Raw genomic sequence first — 18927 nt, forward strand, 5'->3', positions numbered from 1 at the left:
GCAAGCTACCGTGTAGCGCGAAAAGCCCGCCCGATAGGGAACGCCCTATAAATTAAAATAATCGATATATGTGTTTAAATCTTTGTCGCCACGTCCAGAGAGGTTGACAACAACAATGTCATCTTCTTTGAATTTTTTATGATCGAAAATAGCCAAGGCATGCGAACTTTCTATAGCAGGAATGATTCCTTCTGTTTTGCATAGTTCAAGACCAGATTTCATAGCATCGGCATCGGTAATGGAGAAAAACTCACCACGTCCAGAGCGATATAAATGTGCATGCATAGGGCCTACGCCTGGATAATCGAGACCTGCGGAAATAGAATATGGTTCCGTAATTTGTCCATCACCAGTTTGCATTAAGAGCGTTTTACACCCGTGAATAATTCCTTCTTTACCTAAGGCTGAAGTGGCTGCACTTTCGCCAGAATCGACCCCTTTTCCTGCGGCTTCTACAGCAATGATACCAACCTCTTTATTGTCTAAAAAATGGTAATATGTCCCAGCAGCATTACTCCCGCCACCAATACATGCTACGACATAATCTGGATTTTCACGACCTTCTTTCTCTTTTAACTGCCATTTTATTTCTTCGGAAATAATGCTTTGAAAGCGGGTTACCATATCTGGATATGGGTGAGGTCCAATCGCAGAACCGATAATATAATGGGTGTCTACGGGATTATTAATCCAATCTCGAATTGCTTCATTGGTAGCATCTTTCAGGGTTCTACTTCCAGATAATGCCGGGCGTACTTCTGCACCGAGCATTTTCATACGAGCTACATTTGGCGCTTGTCTTGCAATATCAATTTCGCCCATATAAACTACACAGTCAATGCCCATAAGTGCGCAAACAGTAGCTGTTGCTACTCCATGTTGTCCAGCTCCAGTTTCGGCAATAATTCTTTTTTTACCGAGTTTTTTTGCCATTAAAATCTGACCGATAGTGTTGTTTATTTTATGCGCTCCTGTATGGTTAAGATCTTCCCTTTTGAGGTAGATTTTCGTTCCATATTTTTCAGACATTCTTTTAGCAAAATATAGGGGAGAAGGTCTTCCTACGTAGTCCTTTAGTAACTGATCGAATTCTTTTTTGAAAGATTCCTCTTTCATTATAGAAAGATACTGCTGGCGGAGTTCTTCTACATTTGGATATAGCATTTCTGGGATATAAGCACCCCCAAAATCACCATAATATCCTTTTTCGTTTACATTATATGCGCTCATATTTTTTGTAAATTTTTTAAAATTGAAAGTATAAAGTTAAGAGCTCTAAAATCAATATCTTCTACTTTAAATCCTTTATAAATTCGGTTAGTAATTCTATGTTTTTTAATCCTGGTTTTAGCTCAAACTTGCTATTTACATCGATAGCATGAATAGGTAAACTCGGATTGATATTCTTTATTTTTTCAAGATGATCTATTCCTATTCCACCACTTAAAAAGAAAGGTTTTTTAGATGGATAGTCGTGTAAAACCTCCCAATTAAATGTATATCCGTTTCCACCAGGAAGTTTTCCTTTGGTGTCAAATAAAAAGTAATCAACGAAAGCTTCATAATTATTTAAAACTGTAAAATCGAATTCCTCTTTTATGGAAAATACTTTTATGATGATAATTTTTTGAGAAACTTGTTTCCTTAAATCTTTACAAAATTCAGGCGATTCCTCCCCATGTAATTGTACGCCATCTAAGTTGTGCATTGCTACTTTTTCTGCAATAAATGAAATCGATGCATTTACAAAAACACCTATTTTTTTGATGCCTTTTGGAAGTTCAGGAACAACATCTTCATTATTTCTGGAAGATTTTTCATAAAAAATAAAACCGAGATAGTCGGGTTGCAATGCAGCAACAGCTTCTATATTTTCTCGATATTTCATTCCACAGACTTTAAGTTTCATTATAATTTTATTGAGGAATTAGTGTTCTATTATTGTAATTCTTTAATAAATGCTGTAGCACTTTTACCAGGATTATCGGTTTTCATGAAGTTTTCACCTATTAAAAAACCTTTGTATCCATATGGCTGAAGCTCTTTTATGGCTTCGATGTTACTAATTCCACTTTCGGAAACTTTTACAAAATCATTCGGTATTTTTTCAGAAAGTGTTTTACTGATGTCTAAGCTTACATCAAACGTTTTAAGATTACGGTTGTTAACCCCCAACATGTCCAAACTCGGCATGATTGATTTTTGTAATTCTTCTTCGTTATGTACTTCTAGTAATACATCTAGACCTAATTTTTTTGCTGTTTCTGAAAGCATTTTAATTTCATCTCTCGATAAAATAGCAGCAATCAGTAAAATAACATCGGCACCAAAAGCCTTGGCTTCTATAAGTTGATAGGGATCTATTATAAACTCTTTTCTTAAAAGGGGCATTTTAACTGCAGCTCTTGCTAAAATTAAATCGTCTAATGAACCTCCAAAATACTTTCCGTCCGTAAGAACAGACATACCACATACTCCCGCTTCTTCATAACCTTTGGCTACATCTTGTACGTTTAATGATTGGTTGATAACCGATTTTGATGGTGACCGACGCTTGTGTTCTGCTATAATTCCAGTATTACTAGCTCGTAATTTATCAGCTAAAGAAATACAATCACGCTCAAATAGGATACTAGTCTCTAATTGTGAGGTTGGAATAAGTCCCTTTTTTAGAGCTACTTCCTTTCTTTTATCAGCTACTATTTTATCTAGAATATTCATTATTTTTTATTGAAATATTTTTAATCTCGTTATTATGACTAACTACTTAAAGCTCTTAGTTTATTGAAAGCCGTTAATCCTTTTCCGCTTAATAGTGATTCTTTAGCCAATTCGAAACCTTCTTTAGGAGTCAATTCTTTTACAGTTGCTATTGCCATTCCTGCATTTGCACAAACAACATTATTTTGTGCTTCTGTTCCTTTTCCGTTAAGAACATCAACAAAAATATTAGCCGAAGCTTCAATTGTATCTCCACCAGTAATATCAGTTTGCAGGTGTTCTTTTACTCCAAAATCTGCTGCAGAAAGCATTTGCTCCGTATGATTTCTAATTGCTTTTGTAGCGCCTCCTGTCAATGAGATCTCATCATAACCGTCTAAAGCATGTAAAATGGTATAGTTTTTATCTGTATTCTGATATAAATATCCGTACATGCGTGCAAGTTCTAAATTAAAAACACCTACCATTTGATTTTTTGGAAACGCTGGGTTTACCATCGGCCCAAGCATATTAAAAAATGTTTTTACAGCAAGTTCTTTTCTAATTGGAGCTACATTTTTCATCGCAGGGTGGAAGAGTGGTGCGTGTAAAATGCAGATTCCTGCTTCTTCAATGGACTTTTTTAGGAAGTCTTGATCGTTAGAAAATTTAATTCCCAAATGCTCCATTACGTTACTGGAACCACATTTTGAAGAAACTCCATAATTTCCGTGCTTGGTAACATGTACTCCGGCACCTGCGGTAACAAAAGATGCTAATGTAGAGATGTTAAAAGTGTCTTTTCCATCGCCTCCAGTTCCACATAAATCTATGGCATTATATTCTTTTAAATCTACCGCAAGGCATAAATTTAAAAGGGCATCACGAAAGCCTTCCAACTCTTCAATAGTTACACTTCGCATCATGTATACAGTTAGAAAAGCCGCAATCTGACTAGTGTTGTACGATCCGTTTGAGATATTCACTAAAACATTCTTAGCTTCCTCTTTAGAAATTGTTTCGTGGTTTATAAGTCTATTTAATATTTCTTTCATTTTATTTAATATTTGCTTTATTACAAATGTTCAATTTTCTACGTCCGATTTTTAAATTACTTATTCAGCCAGTTTTCTAAAATCTTTTTACCATCGGGAGTTAAAACCGATTCTGGATGGTATTGCACGCCACAAACATCATATTCTACATGGCAAAGCGACATTACTTGTCCATTTTTATCATAAGAAGTAGCTTTTAGGACATTTGGTAATTTAGGATCTACAACCCAACTGTGATATCTTCCGACTTCAATTTCTTTTGGTAAATCTTTATAAATAGGCTCCTCTTGTGAGATTTCTATTTTTGTAGCAACACCGTGGTATACTTCATCTATATTAATAAGTTTTCCACCAAAAACTTCTCCAATAGCTTGTTGCCCTAAACAAACTCCAAAGATGCTTTTTGTTGGCGCATATTCTCTAATAATGTCTTTGAGAAGACCAGCCTCTTCTGGAATTCCTGGACCAGGGGAGAGCACTATCTTTTCGAAAGGAGCTACATCCTCTAATGCTAATTGGTCATTTCTCCTAACAGTAACTTCGCATCCTAAATCTTCTAAATAGTGAACAAGGTTGTAAGTAAAACTGTCGTAATTATCTATAACTAATACTTTTTTCATTTCTATAAGTTTGTAAAGTTTTAAAGGCTATTTTAATATTATTTAATAGCTATAAACTAAATGTCTTCCGCCATTTCCATTGCTTTTTTCAAAGCACCTAATTTGTTATATGTTTCTTGTAATTCACTTTCTGGTTGCGATTCGGACACGATTCCTGCTCCAGCTTGAAAATATAGCTCGTGGTTTTTACTTAAAAAAGTACGAATCATAATCGCATGATTAAAATTGCCTTCAAAATCCATAAAACCGATTGCTCCACCGTAATAATCGCGATTTGTAGCTTCATATTTGTCTATGAGTTGCATCGCCATGTGTTTTGGAGCACCGCTTAAAGTACCAGCTGGGAAGGTGTCTGCTACAACCTGCATAGTTGGAGTTTCTTTCTTTTTCTGACCTGTTACTTTTGATACAAGATGGATTACATGAGAAAAAAACTGTACCTCACGATAGGTTTCTACTTCGACCATATTCCCATTTCTACTAAGATCGTTTCTAGCAAGATCAACTAACATTACATGTTCGCTATTTTCTTTCTCATCCACAGCAAGTTCTTTTGCCAATTCGGCATCTTTTTCGTCATTTCCAGTGCGTTTAAATGTACCCGCAATTGGATGAATTTCAGCTTTATTTTCTTTTACTATAAGCTGGGCTTCTGGAGAACTTCCGAAGATTTTAAAATCTCCATAATCAAAATAGAATAGGTATGGAGATGGGTTAATAGAACGTAGCGCTCTATAAACATTAAACTCATCACCTTTAAATTTTTGAGCAAACCTTCTACTCAACACTAATTGAAAAACATCCCCACGATGACAATGTTTTTTACCCTGATCTACAAGTGCTCTATAGTCTTCATCTTTAAGTTTAGAAACAGGTTCACCAACTTTAGAGAAATTGTAGGAGGCATAATTTTTAGCTTGAATTAGTTGATGGATGTCGTCTACATTATTACTACTATCATAACAGTGACAAAATATATAAGCTTCATTTTTAAAATGATTGATTGCGATTATGTTTTTATATACCGCATAATAAATGTCTGGAATATCGAGAGAATCTGTTTTTTTTGTGATTGTTATGTCTTCAAAATACTGAACTCCATCATAAGCTATATACCCAAAAAGACCGTTGTTTATAAACTTAAAATCATTCTTGTCGGTTTTAAAATGCGCCTTAAAATCTTCGATTACTAAGGGAACGTGAACTCCTTCTGTAATTTCTTCTTCTGAAGCAGTTCCGTCTGGAAAAGTCTTAGAAATTATATTGTTTTCAACCTTAATTGAAGCAATCGGATTAAAACAGATATACGAAAAGCTATTGTCGTTGGCATGATAATCACTACTCTCAAGTAATATGCTATTTGGATAGCGATCACGAATTTTAAGATATACACTAACTGGCGTAATAGTGTCTGCAAGTATCTGCTTGTAATTAGTCTTTAAATGATATGTTTTCATAGATTCTTATTCTAAATTTTATTCTTCGATATGCCAATCGAATTATTCTATATTATTTCTTCTTTATTTTAGCTGATGGCTATTTTTTAAGCATAAAAAAAGGCTTGTCGTGATTGACAAGCCTTTTTGTATATTTTTAAAAATATCACAGCAGTGCTACCTCACGACGTTTTACGTAAGTTAGACCACCACCAAGTATTATTTGTAATTGTTCTCATATGTGCATCAAATATAGAAATGTATTTCTAGATATCAAACTAAAAATTAAAATTCCAACTAAATTCTTTTTGAATGTTAGAATGTTAGCAAAAAAAAAAGGGGCTTTTAAAAGCTCCTTTTTTCTTGAATTAGCGTTTATTCTAGAATACTAAATCTACAACTAAATCGAATTCATCATAGATTGTTTTGTCTCCAAGGTCATCAAAAAAGCTTCCAGAGCCATAACGAACATCATATTTAGTTCGGTCTATTTTTATATTCGCAGTAGCTTTACTTCCATATATAGACATTTCAAAAGTCACAGGATTTGTTTTTCCTTTCACCGTTAAATCTCCAGTTACTTCATAAGAGTTCTTACCTGTAGATTTAGTTTTCGAAATAACTAATGTAGCGGTAGGATGGTTTTCAACACCAAAGAAATCATCAGATTTTAAGTGGCCATCTAATTTTGTTTTGTACTCTCCACTTAAGTCAGTAGATCCAATAGAACTCATATCTACAGCAAATTCCCCACCGATAAGTTTATCGCCATCAAATTTAAGTTCTCCACTTTTTAAATCTATGTTTCCTTCATGAGAACCTGTTACTTTATATCCTTTCCAAGTAATTTTACTTTTTTCGGTGTCAACTTTTTTAGTGTCGATCTCTGTAAAGGCCGTTGCACCCAATACCATTGTAAATGCTAATACTGATTTTAAAATTTTCTTTTTCATGTTGTTGTTATTTTTGTTTTTATATTTAATTGGTAAACTATTATATGCTAATGAATAATTCATCAGCTGGTTTTCTTACTTTTTTATAGTGTTGTGTAGGATCCTCTTCTGCTCGGTATCCAATAGGAGCGATAACAGTTGGTGTTAAACCTTTTTCTTTTAGTCCTAATATCTCAGCGAATTTTTCAGATTCAAAACCTTCCATCGGGCAACTATCAATTTTAAGATCTGCTGCGGCTGCCAATAGATTCCCTAAGGCAATATATGTCTGTTTTGCTGCCCATACATTTTTCATTTCTACGGATAAAGAGGCTAATGTTCCTTTTATTACTCCTGAAAAACCTTCAAGATCAGCGTTGCTTACCCCTCTAGTTTTGCTGATTTCATTCATGTACGTGTCAACATGAGAATCATTAACATCGTCTATGCTAGCAAAAACTACGATATGAGAAGCATCTGCAAGTTGTGGTTGATTATATGCAGCTGCTTTTAACTTCTCTTTCGTTTTTTCATCAGAAACAATGATTACTCTGTAAGGTTGCAATCCGTAAGAGGATGCAGTAAGTTGAATTGATTCTTTTAGTGTTTCAAGATCGTTGTTAGAAACTTTTTTTGTTGTGTCAAATTTCTTTGTGGCATATCGCCAGCTTAAATTATTATTATATGTGCTCATTATTGTTGTTTTTACATTTGTTGTATATACAATTGTTGTTGTAAATTTTTTTAATCTCTAATTTTTTCGAGTATAGTATTTAATTGTTTTATTTCTTCGGAAGATAGGCTTTTTATTATACTTTCATTTTGAGCTTCTACAGGTTCATCTATAGTTGCAAGCAATTCTAATCCCTTTCTAGTAATTGTAATCTCAACCTTACGTCTGTTTTCTTCGCAAGTAATTCTGTTTACAAGTCCTTTTGTAATCAGTTTGTCAACAAGTCTTGTAGTATTACTCATTTTACTGATCATTCTTTCTTGAATCGTAAATAAGTTTGCAGGTTTTCCCTTTTGTCCTCTTAAAATTCGTAATACATTAAATTGCTGCGGAGACAAATCGAAGGGTTTTAATATCTCTACGGTTTTATCTTGAATAGCATTGGCAGTATATAATAAATTAATTATAGTCTTTCTGCCCAGTGGCATGTCATTAGATTTTATAGCGTCTTCAATTTTCATTTGTCGTTACAATAATTGTATATACAAATGTATATCTGTTTAATTGAAATTACAACTTTTTAACTTGTAAAATAATGTTAAATCTATTTTGCGAGTAGTTTCTATTGATACATTTAGGGAGTTTAAAACTAAGATTGAGGTATGAAACGGATTGTTATACTTGCATTATTATTAATAGTGGCAAGTTGCAAGGAGCAAAAATCTAAGGATAAGGAATTCGCGTTTAACTTAATGAGCGTGGTAACTCCTATTGATGTAATTAAAACTTCAAACTTTACAGTTCCAGTTTATGATTATGATGGTTTTGAAAAGTTGCTTCTAGCTAACGAAGACAAAACTTATATAGTTAACTTCTGGGCTACTTGGTGTAAACCTTGTGTAAAAGAACTTCCTTACTTTGAAAAAATACACAATATATATAAAGAGCAAGATGTAGAAGTGATTTTGGTGAGTTTAGACTTTCCAAAAAAAGTAGATGAAGTTTTGATTCCTTTTTTAGAAAAACAACAATTTAGTAGTAACGTTGTTTTATTGAACGATCCCAAACAAAATACATGGATTCCTAAAGTAGATAGTGATTGGTCTGGATCTATTCCCGCAACCTTAATTATTTCTGAGAATAAACGATCATTTTATGAAAAATCTTTTACCTTTATAGAATTAGAGGATGCGCTTAAAGATTTTATTACCAACTAAACCAACTTACATAAAATGAATCAGTTAAGGATAGTGTTGCTCCTTGCAATAGTTGTTATTAGTAGTTCTTTTACAGAGCCTAATGTATATAACGATGGATACAAAATAGGAGATAAAGCCGTAGATTTTAAGTTAAAAAATGTAGATGGGAATACCGTTTCTTTAGCTGATTATAAAGAGGCAAAAGGTTTCTTGGTTATATTTACTTGCAATGGTTGTCCGTATGCAAATGCTTATGAAGATAGAATTATTGCTCTTGATAAAAAATATAAGGAAAAGGGAGTTCCTGTAATTGCTATAAACCCTAATAATCCGTCGATTCAGCCTGATGAGAGTTTCACGAAAATGCAAGAGCGAGCTTCTGCAAAAGGATATACTTTCCCTTATTTAGTTGATAAAGATCAAAAAATATCACCAGTTTATGGCGCTCAAAGAACACCACACTGTTTTCTTCTAGAAAAAACAAGTTCAGGAAATATTGTAAAATATATTGGAGCTATTGATGATAATTATCAAGATGAAACAGCGGTAGAGACAACATACGTTGAAGACGCTATTGATGCTATGCTGCAAGGAAATGATATTGAGATAAAAAGCACAAAGGCAATAGGGTGTTCTATTAAGATATAAGGATTTGAAAGTCCATTTTTAATGAAAACTTAAGACCAATTGTATAAGATTTATATAAATTTGTAATCTGAAGTGTAAGCTTCAGATTTTTTTTAATTTTTAATAAAATAATTATGGCAGATTTAACTCAAGAAGAGTGGGTAGCTGAACTTACAAAAGATACTAACGCAATAGTTTTAGACGTGCGTACAGAAGAAGAGAGAGAAGAAGGGTATATTCCTAATTCATTAAATATAGACATTTATAAAGGTCAAGGTTTCTTAGATGAAGTAGGAGAATTAGATAAATCTAAAAACTTCTATGTTTATTGTCGCTCAGGAAAGCGTAGCGCACAAGCTTGTATGTTGATGAATCAACTTGGTTTTGAAAACACTCACAACCTATTAGGAGGTTTTATGGAGTGGGACGGTGATGTTGTAGAAGATTAAACAAAAATCACAATAGAGTAAATAGGCGATATTCGCTAAATTATAACTATCTTCTTTCAGAATTTTGAATTTTCAATATTTTGAAAGAAGATTTTTTGCATTATATATGGAAGTTTAAAAAGTTTCCTGAAAAAGATTTAATAACCGATAACGGAGAGAGGATTGCTATAATTTCTTTGGGACAGCATAATCTCCATTCGGGTCCAGATTTTTTAAATGCACAACTTAGAATTAATGACTTACATTGGGTGGGAAATGTAGAGATACATGAAAAATCTTCCTTTTGGTATGCTCATAATCATGAAAATGATCCTGCATATAGTAATGTAATATTACATGTTGTTTGGGAACATGATATTGATGTTTTTAATAAGAATAATGAGGCGATACCAACATTAGCCTTAAAAAATATCGTTCATTCAGAGACACTTTTATCTTATAACCAATTGCTTTATGGGAATCAAAAATTTATTAACTGCGAAAAGCAACTAGAAGCGATTCCTTCTTTTTTTATTGATCGATGGATGGGACGCTTATATATAGATCGCTTACAGGAGAAATCTGAATTTATTATTAGAGAGCTTCAGCAATGTAAGAATGATTGGGAGTCTATACTTTTTAAGATGCTACTTAGAAATTTTGGATTAAAAATCAATGGAGAAGCGTTCTTTGAGATATCTAATAAACTTCCTTTTTTAGTCATCAGAAAAAATAGCACATCCAATTTTACTTTAGAGACATTACTATTTGGTGTTGCAGGCATGTTAAATGACGAATCTGTAAGTCAATATTATATCAGTTTAAAAAAAGAATATAAATATCTTGAGAAGAAATACACTCTAGAGCAATCTACGTTAGCTCCTGAATATTTTAAGTTACGACCGTATAATTTCCCCACCATTAGGTTGTCACAATTAGCAGCACTTTATAGTAAAGAAACCAATCTTTTTCAGCAATTAATGGAATGTGATAAATTGGAAGGCTATTATAAGATTTTTGAGGTTTCAGCTAGTAATTATTGGGATAGTCATTATACTTTTAATAAAGAATCTCCTTCTAAAAGGGAAAAGAAAACAAGTAAGCAGTTTATAAATTTACTCATTGTAAATACAATTATACCTTTAAAATTCTGCTACGGAAATTATAAGGGTAAAGATGCTACAGAGGAAGTATTAAACTTAATTGGAGGAATCAAAAAAGAGAAGAATAGTATTGTGGAAAGCTTCGAAAATATAGGCTTTGATGTAAAGTCGGCTTTGGGGAGTCAATCATTATTACAGCTTTATAATGAGTATTGTTCTGAAAATAAATGCTTGCATTGTGAGATTGGAGTGAAATTAATTAGATGATAGTTCTATATTTGTAACATGAGTGCTATAAAAAATCTAAGATATTATTTCGAGAAGAACGGATATGCTGTATCTTCGAGATTGGCGGATCGTCTGGGAATGAAGACAAAAAATGTACGTCTTTTTTTTATATATGCATCTTTTGCTACATTAGGGATTTGGTTCTTTGTTTATTTAACCTTAGCTTTTTGGTTAAAATTGAAAGACTTGGTTTATACAAAGAGGACGTCGGTTTTCGATTTATAAAAAGAGAACTATAAAAGAATAATTGTAATTTAATAAGGTCACCAAACACAGCTAATCGATACTATGTTTAAACTATTTAGATCCAAATTTTATATAGCACTTGTATTATTGCTATTTATCTTTTTGTTTGGAATATTAGGTTACCGGTTTCTAAGCGATTATTCTTGGGTGGAAGCAGCTTATATGACGGTTATTACTATAACAACCGTAGGTTTTAGTGAGGTGAGACCAACAGACAATGTTACTAAGATTTTTACAATAATATTAATTACCTCGAGTGTTTTTATTGTAGCTTATGCTATATCCGTAGTTACAGAATATGTTTTATCTAGAAGTGCCCTTCAGAATATAAAATACAGAAAAATGAAAAAACAAATTACTAAGCTTAATAATCATATCATAATATGTGGATATGGTAGAAATGGGATGCAGGCTGCAAAAAAATTAAAAGCGTATCGTAAGCCTTTTGTAGTGATAGAACAAGATGAAGAGATTGTTAATAGATATAGTGAAGATGTACTTTTTGTAATTGGTAATGCAAATGAAGATGAAACTTTAGAGGAAGCCGGAATTCAGAAAGCAGAATGTTTAATAACAGCGCTTCCAAATGATGCAGATAATTTATTCGTTGTCCTATCTTCAAGACAACTTAATAAAGGGATTACTATTATAAGTAGAGCTTCTCAAGAAGCATCGCAAAGAAAATTAAAATTAGCGGGAGCTAATAAAACTATTATGCCAGATAAAATAGGCGGAGATCACATGGCGTCATTAGTTGTATTACCAGATCTTATTGAGTTTATGGATCAGCTTTCAATAGATGATGAAACTACTATAAACTTAGAAGAGGTAGCCGTAGATAATCTACCTGAAGGATATTTGTATAAAACACTTGTAGATCTAGATTTAAGAAGGCAAACAGGGTGTACAGCTATTGGTTATAAACACCCAGATGGGAAGTATATAATCAATCCAGATGCGAGTGTAGAATTATTGCCAAATTCTAAGCTTATGGTACTTGGACAGCCAGAACAAATAAAAAAATTAAATACGCTGTTTCATATCGTAGAAAATACATTTAACGGGTAAAATTTGAATAAACGCCTTTTTTTTATGATATTGCCGCGTCAGTTTTTAATAATTCTTAATTTAAATATAACCTAAACATAATCCTTTATGAGAAAACAATTTCTCTCGATTTTTATAATGCTGTGTGGTTTTTCGATGTTCGCACAAGAGCTCACAGTAAAAGAAAGTTTAATAAATCCCTCAAATAAAATCAATGATGGGGCGATAGAACTCGATGTTACTGGTGGTACTCCACCGTATACATACAAATGGAGTAATCAAACCACATCTTTAAAGTCTAATGTGGCTTCTGGCCTTACCGAAGGAGTAGATTATTCGGTATTAATTAAGGATGCCGCAGGTAATTCAGTCGAAAAGGTTTATAAGATTGAGACCGAATCAATAACAGAAGTATTCAACGGAACTATGACCCCAGCAGTAGCAGGTTTAGGTTCCGTTTTATTTTGGGACCCATTTGCAGCTTCAGGAATATATGATCCTGTAGTGTATGCAGATGTGAAACTAATCTCTATTCCAAGTTGGAGTGCAGATTTAGAAGAAAAATATACGCTTCAAGAATGGTTAAAGCCTGAAGGCGCATCAGTAAAAAAAGGAGAAAAAATAGCAGTTGTTTCTAAAGCTTCTGGTGGAACAGAGCCTGTATTTGCTGAAGCTAACGGAAAGCTAAAGTATTTAGTGAAAGAAGGGAATGTTATTTACAATTCTGACAATAAAAAGCACGTAATAGAACAAGGAGCTCACTTTTTAGCTGAAATTAAATATGATGAGCCTATTCCATTACTGCATCCTAATGGAGATCCTCAAACTAAAAACATTCCTTTTATTGTAGTTTGGTTATTATTAGGAGCAACTTTCTTTACTTTAAGAATGGGCTTCATTAATATCCGTGGATTTAGACACTCTCTAGATTTAGCAAAAGGAAAATATGATGATCCAAATGCTCCAGGACAGGTAACGCATTTCCAAGCACTTGCTACAGCAGTATCTGGAACAGTAGGATTAGGAAATATAGCAGGGGTTGCAGTAGCAGTTTCTTTAGGAGGAGCTGGAGCAACTATGTGGATGATTTTAGCTGGACTTTTAGGAATGTCTTCTAAATTCGTTGAGTGTACTTTAGGAGTAAAGTATAGAAATATTCTTCCTGATGGACGTGTATTTGGAGGTCCAATGAATTACTTACGTTATGGACTAGAGAAGAAAAACATGAAAGGGCTAGGGAAATTCCTAGCAGTATTCTTTGCTGTTCTAGCAGTTGGAGCCTCTTTTGGAGGAGGTAATATGTTCCAGGCTAATCAGTCTTTTGAGCAATTAGCAGGTCAATTCCCAGCTTTACAAGGGCATGGGTTTTGGTTCGGAGTTATAACAGCGGTTCTTGTAGGTACAGTTATCCTTGGAGGGATTAGTAGTATCGCTAAAGTAACGGAAAAAATTGTTCCGTTTATGGCTGGTATTTATGTTGTAGCTGCTTTTATTGTAATTGGAGTAAATATAGAAAACATAGGGCCTGCATTTTCTGCAATCTATGACGGAGCATTCAGTCCTAGTGCATTAAAAGGAGGAGTTATCGGAGTATTAATCGTAGGTTTCCAAAGGGCAGCATTCTCGAATGAGGCTGGAGTAGGTTCAGCAGCAATTGCGCATAGTGCGGCAAAAACAAATCACCCACCTTCTGAAGGTTTTGTAGCTTTATTAGAGCCGTTTATTGATACGGTTGTAGTTTGTACATTAACAGCATTAGTATTAATCTTTACAGGAATGCATGAAGTAGAAGGTATTGCAGGTGCGCAATTAACTTCAGATGCTTTTGGAAGTGTTATTAGCTGGTTCCCTTATGTATTAGCAGTAGCAGTTTTCTTATTTGCATTTTCAACAATGATCTCTTGGTCTTATTACGGAATGAGAGCTTGGACGTTCTTATTTGGAAAGAGTAAAAAAACAGAGATTGTTTACAAGATTTTCTTTATGGTATTTATCGTAATTGGAGCTTCTGTAAGTTTAGGAGCGGTGCTAGATTTCTCTGATATGATGATTTTAGCAATGTCTTTCCCTAATATTATAGGATTGTATATTATGAGTGGAGAGGTAAGAGAAGATCTTCGTGAGTATATGAAGAAATTAAAAGCAGGAGAATTATTTAAAAAACAAAAAATAAATAATAAGACTGCATAAATAAAATATATATGAAATTGATATCCCACTTTCGCTTCAAAAAAAGTCAGCGAAGTGGGATATTTTTTTTGCTCTTAATTGTCACTTCTATTCAATTAATATCTATTGGGTGGACTTCATTTAGTCCTCAAAAGGAAATAGTAGCTATTACTATTCCTGCTGAAGTATCTCAGACTACAAGTAATTATACTATCTATCCTTTTAACCCAAATTATATCTCCGATTTTAAAGGCTACTCTTTGGGGCTCGCTTCTCATGAAATTGATAAATTATTGGCCTATCGTGCTAAAGGTTTGTATGTAAACTCAAAAGAAGATTTTAAAAAAGTTACAGGAGTTTCCGATTCACTCCTAAAAACAATCGCTCCATATTTTAAGTTTCCTGTTTTTAAACCCTTTGTCAGAAAAGAAAAATCAGCAAAAAGAGTTGTAGCAAGATTAGATATTAATGATGCAACAAAGGAGGAGTTGATTGCCGTTTATGGTATTGGAGAAAAACTATCTGAAAGAATCATTAAATATAGAAGCTTGCTTAAAGGATTTTATTTTAAAGATCAGCTCGCGGAAGTTTATGGTTTAAAACCAGAAGTTATTCTTCAGCTTTGGAAGAAGTTTGAAATAAAAGACCTGCCAGAATACAAGCAATATAATATTAATAATATCTCTGTTAGAGAGTTAAACAGCTTGCCATATATAAACTGGGATTTGGCTATAAAAATTGTATCTTATAGAACGGAGCATCAGAAAATCAATTCGATTGCTGAATTAACAAAAATAGAAGATTTTCCTACTGATAAATTAAACAGAATTGAATTATATTTGAGCCTTGATTAAAAAGAAAGAATGGAATTGGATACAGCGGAACAAATGAATTTTGACTATACAGAGACGCAACATTTAGTAGCGAACTCTGCAAAGGAATTTGCAGAACAATATATAAGACCACACATAATGGAGTGGGATGAAGACCAAATTTTTCCTGTTGATGTATTTAAAAAAGCAGGAGAACTTGGCTTTATGGGAGTTTTAGTTCCTGAAGAATATGGTGGTTCCGGATTGGGGTATCATGAATACATTGCCATTTTAGATGAAATTTCTAAGGTTGATCCTTCTATAGGCTTGTCAGTTGCAGCACATAACTCACTTTGTACAAATCATATTTTAACTTTTGGAAACGAAGAACAAAAGAAAAAATGGTTACCTAAGTTAGCCACTGCAGAGTGGATTGGGGCTTGGGGATTAACAGAGCATAACACAGGATCGGATGCAGGAGGTATGAGTACTACCGCTGTTAAAGATGGAGATGAATGGGTTTTAAATGGAGCCAAAAATTTTATTACTCACGGGATTAGTGGGAATGTAGCAGTAATAATCGTAAGAACTGGAGAGAAAGGTGATTCCCACGGAATGACTGCTTTTGTAGTAGAGAAGGGGACTCCTGGTTTTTCTAGCGGAAAAAAAGAAAATAAATTAGGAATGAGAGCTAGCGAAACTGCGGAGCTTGTTTTTTCTGATTGTAGAGTGCCCGATGCAAATCGTTTAGGAGAGGTTGGTAATGGATTTATTCAATCCATGAAAATACTAGATGGTGGAAGAATTTCTATTGGAGCATTATCTCTAGGAATAGCAAGAGGAGCGTATGAGGCTGCTCTTAAATATTCTAAAGAACGTGTGCAGTTTGGGAAACCAATCTCAGAATTCCAAGGGATTTCTTTTAAGTTGGCAGATATGGCTACAGATATAGAGGCTTCAGAATTGTTATTGCATAAAGCGGCTTCAGAAAAGAATAAAGGAAGAAAGATGACAAAGCTGAGTGCAATGTGTAAAATGTTTGCTTCAGAAGCATGTGTTAGAATTGCAAATGAGGCTGTACAGATTCATGGAGGTTATGGGTATACAAAAGATTTTCCTGTGGAAAAATTTTATAGAGATGCTAAATTGTGTACTATTGGAGAAGGAACTACAGAGATTCAGAAAGTAGTGATTGCTAGAAATATTTTAAAGTAGGTTTGTTAGGCTGAGCCTTAGTATTTTAGCAGACGATATTTTTTTATTTTTTTATTTTTCATTTTAAATAAATTTTTATCTTTGCCGCCGTAAAAGAGAGGAGGTGGTACACTTATGCTAATAATACCGATAAAAGAAGGAGAAAATATAGACAGAGCGCTTAAGCGTTACAAGCGTAAATTTGACAGAACTGGTACAATGCGTCAGCTACGTAGCAGAAAAGAATTTACGAAGGCATCTGTAGAGAAAAGAGCTCAGATCCAGAAAGCGTCTTACGTTCAAAGATTAAGAAACCTAGAAGAAATATAATTTTTTTCAGGCTTAATAATATCAACATCCCGTTTCTTTTGAAGCGGGATTTTTTATTTCTACTCAATAGATCCTCTAAGAACTCCTTGTCTTAGGTGGTGAAACTTCAAACAACTATTTCCTTATCTTTGATTTAAATCTTTTTTATATGCCATTCGTAAAGTTTCTAGATTATCTTCAGTTAGAAAAAAACTATTCTAAGCATACGGTGCTAGCATATAAGAATGACCTTGCTGCATTTCTTGAATTTTGTGAAGTTACTTTTGAAGAAACCTCTATTCAGCAAATAAATTATTCTCAAATTCGATCTTGGATTGTTCTTTTAGTAGATAGTGATATCAGTAATAGGAGTATAAATAGAAAGGTGTCTTCTTTAAAGGCCTATTATAAATTTTTGCTGAAGACAAAACAGATAGAAGTAAATCCGTTAGCAAAGCATAAAGCTCTAAAAACTGCTAAAAAGATAGAGGTGCCTTTTTCTGTGCAAGAAATGAAGCAGGTTTTAAATGATATGGAGTTTGAAGATAGTTTTGAGGGGTTGCGAGACAAATTAATCATAGAGCTTTTTTATGCAACAGGAATGCGAAGGATAGAGCTTGTTAATTTGGAGCTTCCAGATATAGATTTTGCGAATAAAACTATAAAGGTTTTAGGTAAGCGTAATAAAGAACGTTATGTGCCATTGGCTTCTTCTTTGGAAATAACTATAAAAGATTACTTGAGGATAAGGAGTGATTATGTTAATGAGGACTCAAAAGACTGTTTATTTCTTCTTAAAAGCGGTCATAAAGTTTATGAAAATCTTGTTTATAGAACAATAAATAAGTACTTTAGTAAGGCATCAACGAAACTTAAAAAAAGTCCGCATATATTAAGACATACATTTGCTACGCATCTCTTAAATGAGGGAGCCGATCTAAATTCAGTAAAAGAGTTATTAGGTCATGCAAGTTTAGCATCTACTCAAGTATATACTCATAATAGTATCGCGGAATTAAAAAAACAATACGGAAATGCGCACCCAAGAAATAAAAAGTAGCGTTAGTTGCTTTGAAGGAGCGTGGTATTTAAGTTTTAAGTAGTGAACGATGCTATTCGATGTGAACCATCGATGAAGTGTAGCCCATGCGATTGGGAGAATAGTTTAACCTTAAATTTAGAGGAAATGGAAGTAAACACGCAATCTGTAAACTTTAATGTAGATCAGAAATTGTTAAATTTTATCCAAAAGAGATTGGATAAATTAGATCATTATTACGATAAAGTCGTCCATTCAGAAGTGTATTTAAAGGTACAAAACACGAGTGCTAAGGAGAATAAAATAGCTGAGGTAAAAGTGCATGTTCCTGGAGATGAATACATAGTAAAGAAACAGTGTAAAACTTTTGAGGAAGCTGTCGATTCTGCAGCAAGTGCATTAGAGCGATCACTAAAGAAAAGGAAACAAAAATTGCGTTCATATATTTGAATAAAAATTTTTTAAAAATTGTTTTGTAAAAAGAATAATTTATATACATTTGCAGTCCGTTAGAAATAGCGGACTTTTTTACTGAAAAGCCGATGTAGCTCAGCTGGCTAGAGCAGCTGATTTGTAATCAGCAGGTCGTGGGTTCGAGTCCCTCCATCGGCTCAAAAAGTTTTAGTTTTTTGAAAATTTGTCAATTTGTAAGAGTGTAAAAAATATCTTTGAAAAAAGATAAAAAAAATAGTTGTTATTCAAATAAAAATTATTAGTTTTGCGCTCGGAATTTTAAGTAGAAAATCAATTTCAACATTAAGTTTGATTGATGATTTTTAAAGAAACTTAGATTGGGGAGATACTCAAGCGGCCAACGAGGGCAGACTGTAAATCTGCTGACTACGTCTTCGCAGGTTCGAATCCTGCTCTCCCCACAAATAAATTGCAAACCGACTCTGTTTTTCGGAGTTGTTACTGCGGGAGTAGCTCAGTTGGTAGAGCGTCAGCCTTCCAAGCTGAATGTCGCGAGTTCGAACCTCGTCTCCCGCTCAAAACAGAATAGCTTGAGTTTTTAATTCAGGTTTTAAAATAGAGATGAGAATTATCTTA

General features: G+C 33.6%; 21 protein-coding genes and 3 tRNA genes. 15 read left to right on the forward strand and 9 right to left on the reverse strand.

Annotation, left to right across the window (positions count from 1 at the left end; genetic code table 11):
* Positions 1–45 precede the first annotated feature (45 nt).
* The 9 genes from trpB to ACN0TY_RS15690 form a co-directional block, all read right to left on the reverse strand.
* Positions 46–1230 carry a tryptophan synthase subunit beta gene (gene trpB / locus ACN0TY_RS15650; protein WP_236960056.1) on the reverse strand — a complete coding sequence of 395 codons (1185 nt, stop codon included), beginning with the start codon at positions 1228–1230 and terminating at the stop codon, positions 46–48.
* Between the two features lie 61 nt (positions 1231–1291).
* Complete coding sequence (locus tag ACN0TY_RS15655; protein WP_417445214.1) at positions 1292–1888, reverse strand: phosphoribosylanthranilate isomerase; 597 nt, start codon at positions 1886–1888, stop codon at positions 1292–1294.
* A gap of 50 nt (positions 1889–1938) precedes the next feature.
* Complete coding sequence (gene trpC / locus ACN0TY_RS15660) at positions 1939–2721, reverse strand: indole-3-glycerol phosphate synthase TrpC (RefSeq protein ID WP_417445215.1); 783 nt, start codon at positions 2719–2721, stop codon at positions 1939–1941.
* Positions 2722–2759: 38 nt separating this feature from the next.
* Positions 2760–3755 (reverse strand): anthranilate phosphoribosyltransferase, encoded by a 996-nt coding sequence (gene trpD / locus ACN0TY_RS15665; protein ID WP_417445216.1) that lies wholly within the window; start codon positions 3753–3755, stop codon positions 2760–2762.
* 56 nt (positions 3756–3811) lie between these two features.
* Positions 3812–4375, reverse strand: coding sequence for an anthranilate synthase component II (locus tag ACN0TY_RS15670; protein ID WP_417445217.1), 564 nt, complete (start codon positions 4373–4375; stop codon positions 3812–3814).
* Between the two features lie 56 nt (positions 4376–4431).
* Positions 4432–5832 carry an anthranilate synthase component I family protein gene (locus ACN0TY_RS15675; protein ID WP_417445218.1) on the reverse strand — a complete coding sequence of 467 codons (1401 nt, stop codon included), beginning with the start codon at positions 5830–5832 and terminating at the stop codon, positions 4432–4434.
* A gap of 359 nt (positions 5833–6191) precedes the next feature.
* Positions 6192–6764: a YceI family protein gene (locus ACN0TY_RS15680; RefSeq protein WP_417445219.1), complete on the reverse strand. Its 573-nt coding sequence runs from the start codon at positions 6762–6764 to the stop codon at positions 6192–6194.
* Between the two features lie 40 nt (positions 6765–6804).
* Positions 6805–7437: an NAD(P)H-dependent oxidoreductase gene (locus tag ACN0TY_RS15685; RefSeq protein ID WP_417445220.1), complete on the reverse strand. Its 633-nt coding sequence runs from the start codon at positions 7435–7437 to the stop codon at positions 6805–6807.
* Positions 7438–7487: 50 nt separating this feature from the next.
* On the reverse strand, positions 7488–7937 hold the full coding sequence (locus tag ACN0TY_RS15690) for a MarR family winged helix-turn-helix transcriptional regulator (RefSeq protein WP_417445221.1): 450 nt from the start codon (positions 7935–7937) through the stop codon (positions 7488–7490).
* Between the two features lie 141 nt (positions 7938–8078).
* Between ACN0TY_RS15690 and ACN0TY_RS15695 the strand changes: the two genes are divergently transcribed.
* From ACN0TY_RS15695 to ACN0TY_RS15765, 15 genes are all read left to right on the forward strand, one after another.
* Positions 8079–8633 carry a TlpA disulfide reductase family protein gene (locus ACN0TY_RS15695; protein ID WP_417445222.1) on the forward strand — a complete coding sequence of 185 codons (555 nt, stop codon included), beginning with the start codon at positions 8079–8081 and terminating at the stop codon, positions 8631–8633.
* A 15-nt stretch (positions 8634–8648) separates the two neighbouring features.
* Positions 8649–9263, forward strand: coding sequence for a thioredoxin family protein (locus tag ACN0TY_RS15700; RefSeq protein WP_417445223.1), 615 nt, complete (start codon positions 8649–8651; stop codon positions 9261–9263).
* Between the two features lie 113 nt (positions 9264–9376).
* Positions 9377–9691, forward strand: a complete 315-nt coding sequence (locus ACN0TY_RS15705) for a rhodanese-like domain-containing protein (RefSeq protein ID WP_417445224.1) — start codon at positions 9377–9379, stop codon at positions 9689–9691.
* Between the two features lie 80 nt (positions 9692–9771).
* Complete coding sequence (locus tag ACN0TY_RS15710) at positions 9772–11040, forward strand: DUF2851 family protein (RefSeq protein ID WP_417445225.1); 1269 nt, start codon at positions 9772–9774, stop codon at positions 11038–11040.
* Between the two features lie 18 nt (positions 11041–11058).
* Positions 11059–11286 carry a PspC domain-containing protein gene (locus tag ACN0TY_RS15715; RefSeq protein WP_236960043.1) on the forward strand — a complete coding sequence of 76 codons (228 nt, stop codon included), beginning with the start codon at positions 11059–11061 and terminating at the stop codon, positions 11284–11286.
* 54 nt (positions 11287–11340) lie between these two features.
* Positions 11341–12375, forward strand: a complete 1035-nt coding sequence (locus tag ACN0TY_RS15720) for a potassium channel family protein (protein WP_417445229.1) — start codon at positions 11341–11343, stop codon at positions 12373–12375.
* 87 nt (positions 12376–12462) lie between these two features.
* Positions 12463–14544, forward strand: coding sequence for an amino acid carrier protein (locus ACN0TY_RS15725; RefSeq protein ID WP_236960041.1), 2082 nt, complete (start codon positions 12463–12465; stop codon positions 14542–14544).
* A gap of 11 nt (positions 14545–14555) precedes the next feature.
* On the forward strand, positions 14556–15377 hold the full coding sequence (locus ACN0TY_RS15730; RefSeq protein WP_417445226.1) for a ComEA family DNA-binding protein: 822 nt from the start codon (positions 14556–14558) through the stop codon (positions 15375–15377).
* A gap of 33 nt (positions 15378–15410) precedes the next feature.
* On the forward strand, positions 15411–16550 hold the full coding sequence (locus ACN0TY_RS15735; protein WP_417445230.1) for an acyl-CoA dehydrogenase family protein: 1140 nt from the start codon (positions 15411–15413) through the stop codon (positions 16548–16550).
* Between the two features lie 114 nt (positions 16551–16664).
* On the forward strand, positions 16665–16859 hold the full coding sequence (gene rpsU, locus ACN0TY_RS15740) for a 30S ribosomal protein S21 (protein ID WP_236960039.1): 195 nt from the start codon (positions 16665–16667) through the stop codon (positions 16857–16859).
* A gap of 148 nt (positions 16860–17007) precedes the next feature.
* The gene (locus ACN0TY_RS15745) at positions 17008–17898 is read left to right on the forward strand and encodes a tyrosine-type recombinase/integrase (RefSeq protein WP_417445227.1); all 891 of its coding nucleotides are present in this window, start codon (positions 17008–17010) and stop codon (positions 17896–17898) included.
* 126 nt (positions 17899–18024) lie between these two features.
* Positions 18025–18327, forward strand: coding sequence for a ribosome hibernation-promoting factor, HPF/YfiA family (gene hpf, locus ACN0TY_RS15750; RefSeq protein ID WP_236960037.1), 303 nt, complete (start codon positions 18025–18027; stop codon positions 18325–18327).
* A gap of 88 nt (positions 18328–18415) precedes the next feature.
* Positions 18416–18489 (forward strand) — tRNA-Thr (locus ACN0TY_RS15755).
* 181 nt (positions 18490–18670) lie between these two features.
* Positions 18671–18752, forward strand: a tRNA-Tyr gene (locus ACN0TY_RS15760).
* Positions 18753–18794: 42 nt separating this feature from the next.
* Positions 18795–18867, forward strand: a tRNA-Gly gene (locus ACN0TY_RS15765).
* The last annotated feature ends 60 nt before the right edge of the window (positions 18868–18927 follow it).

This window comes from Joostella sp. (assembly GCF_048266025.1).
Classification (GTDB): domain Bacteria; phylum Bacteroidota; class Bacteroidia; order Flavobacteriales; family Flavobacteriaceae; genus Galbibacter; species Galbibacter atrarenae.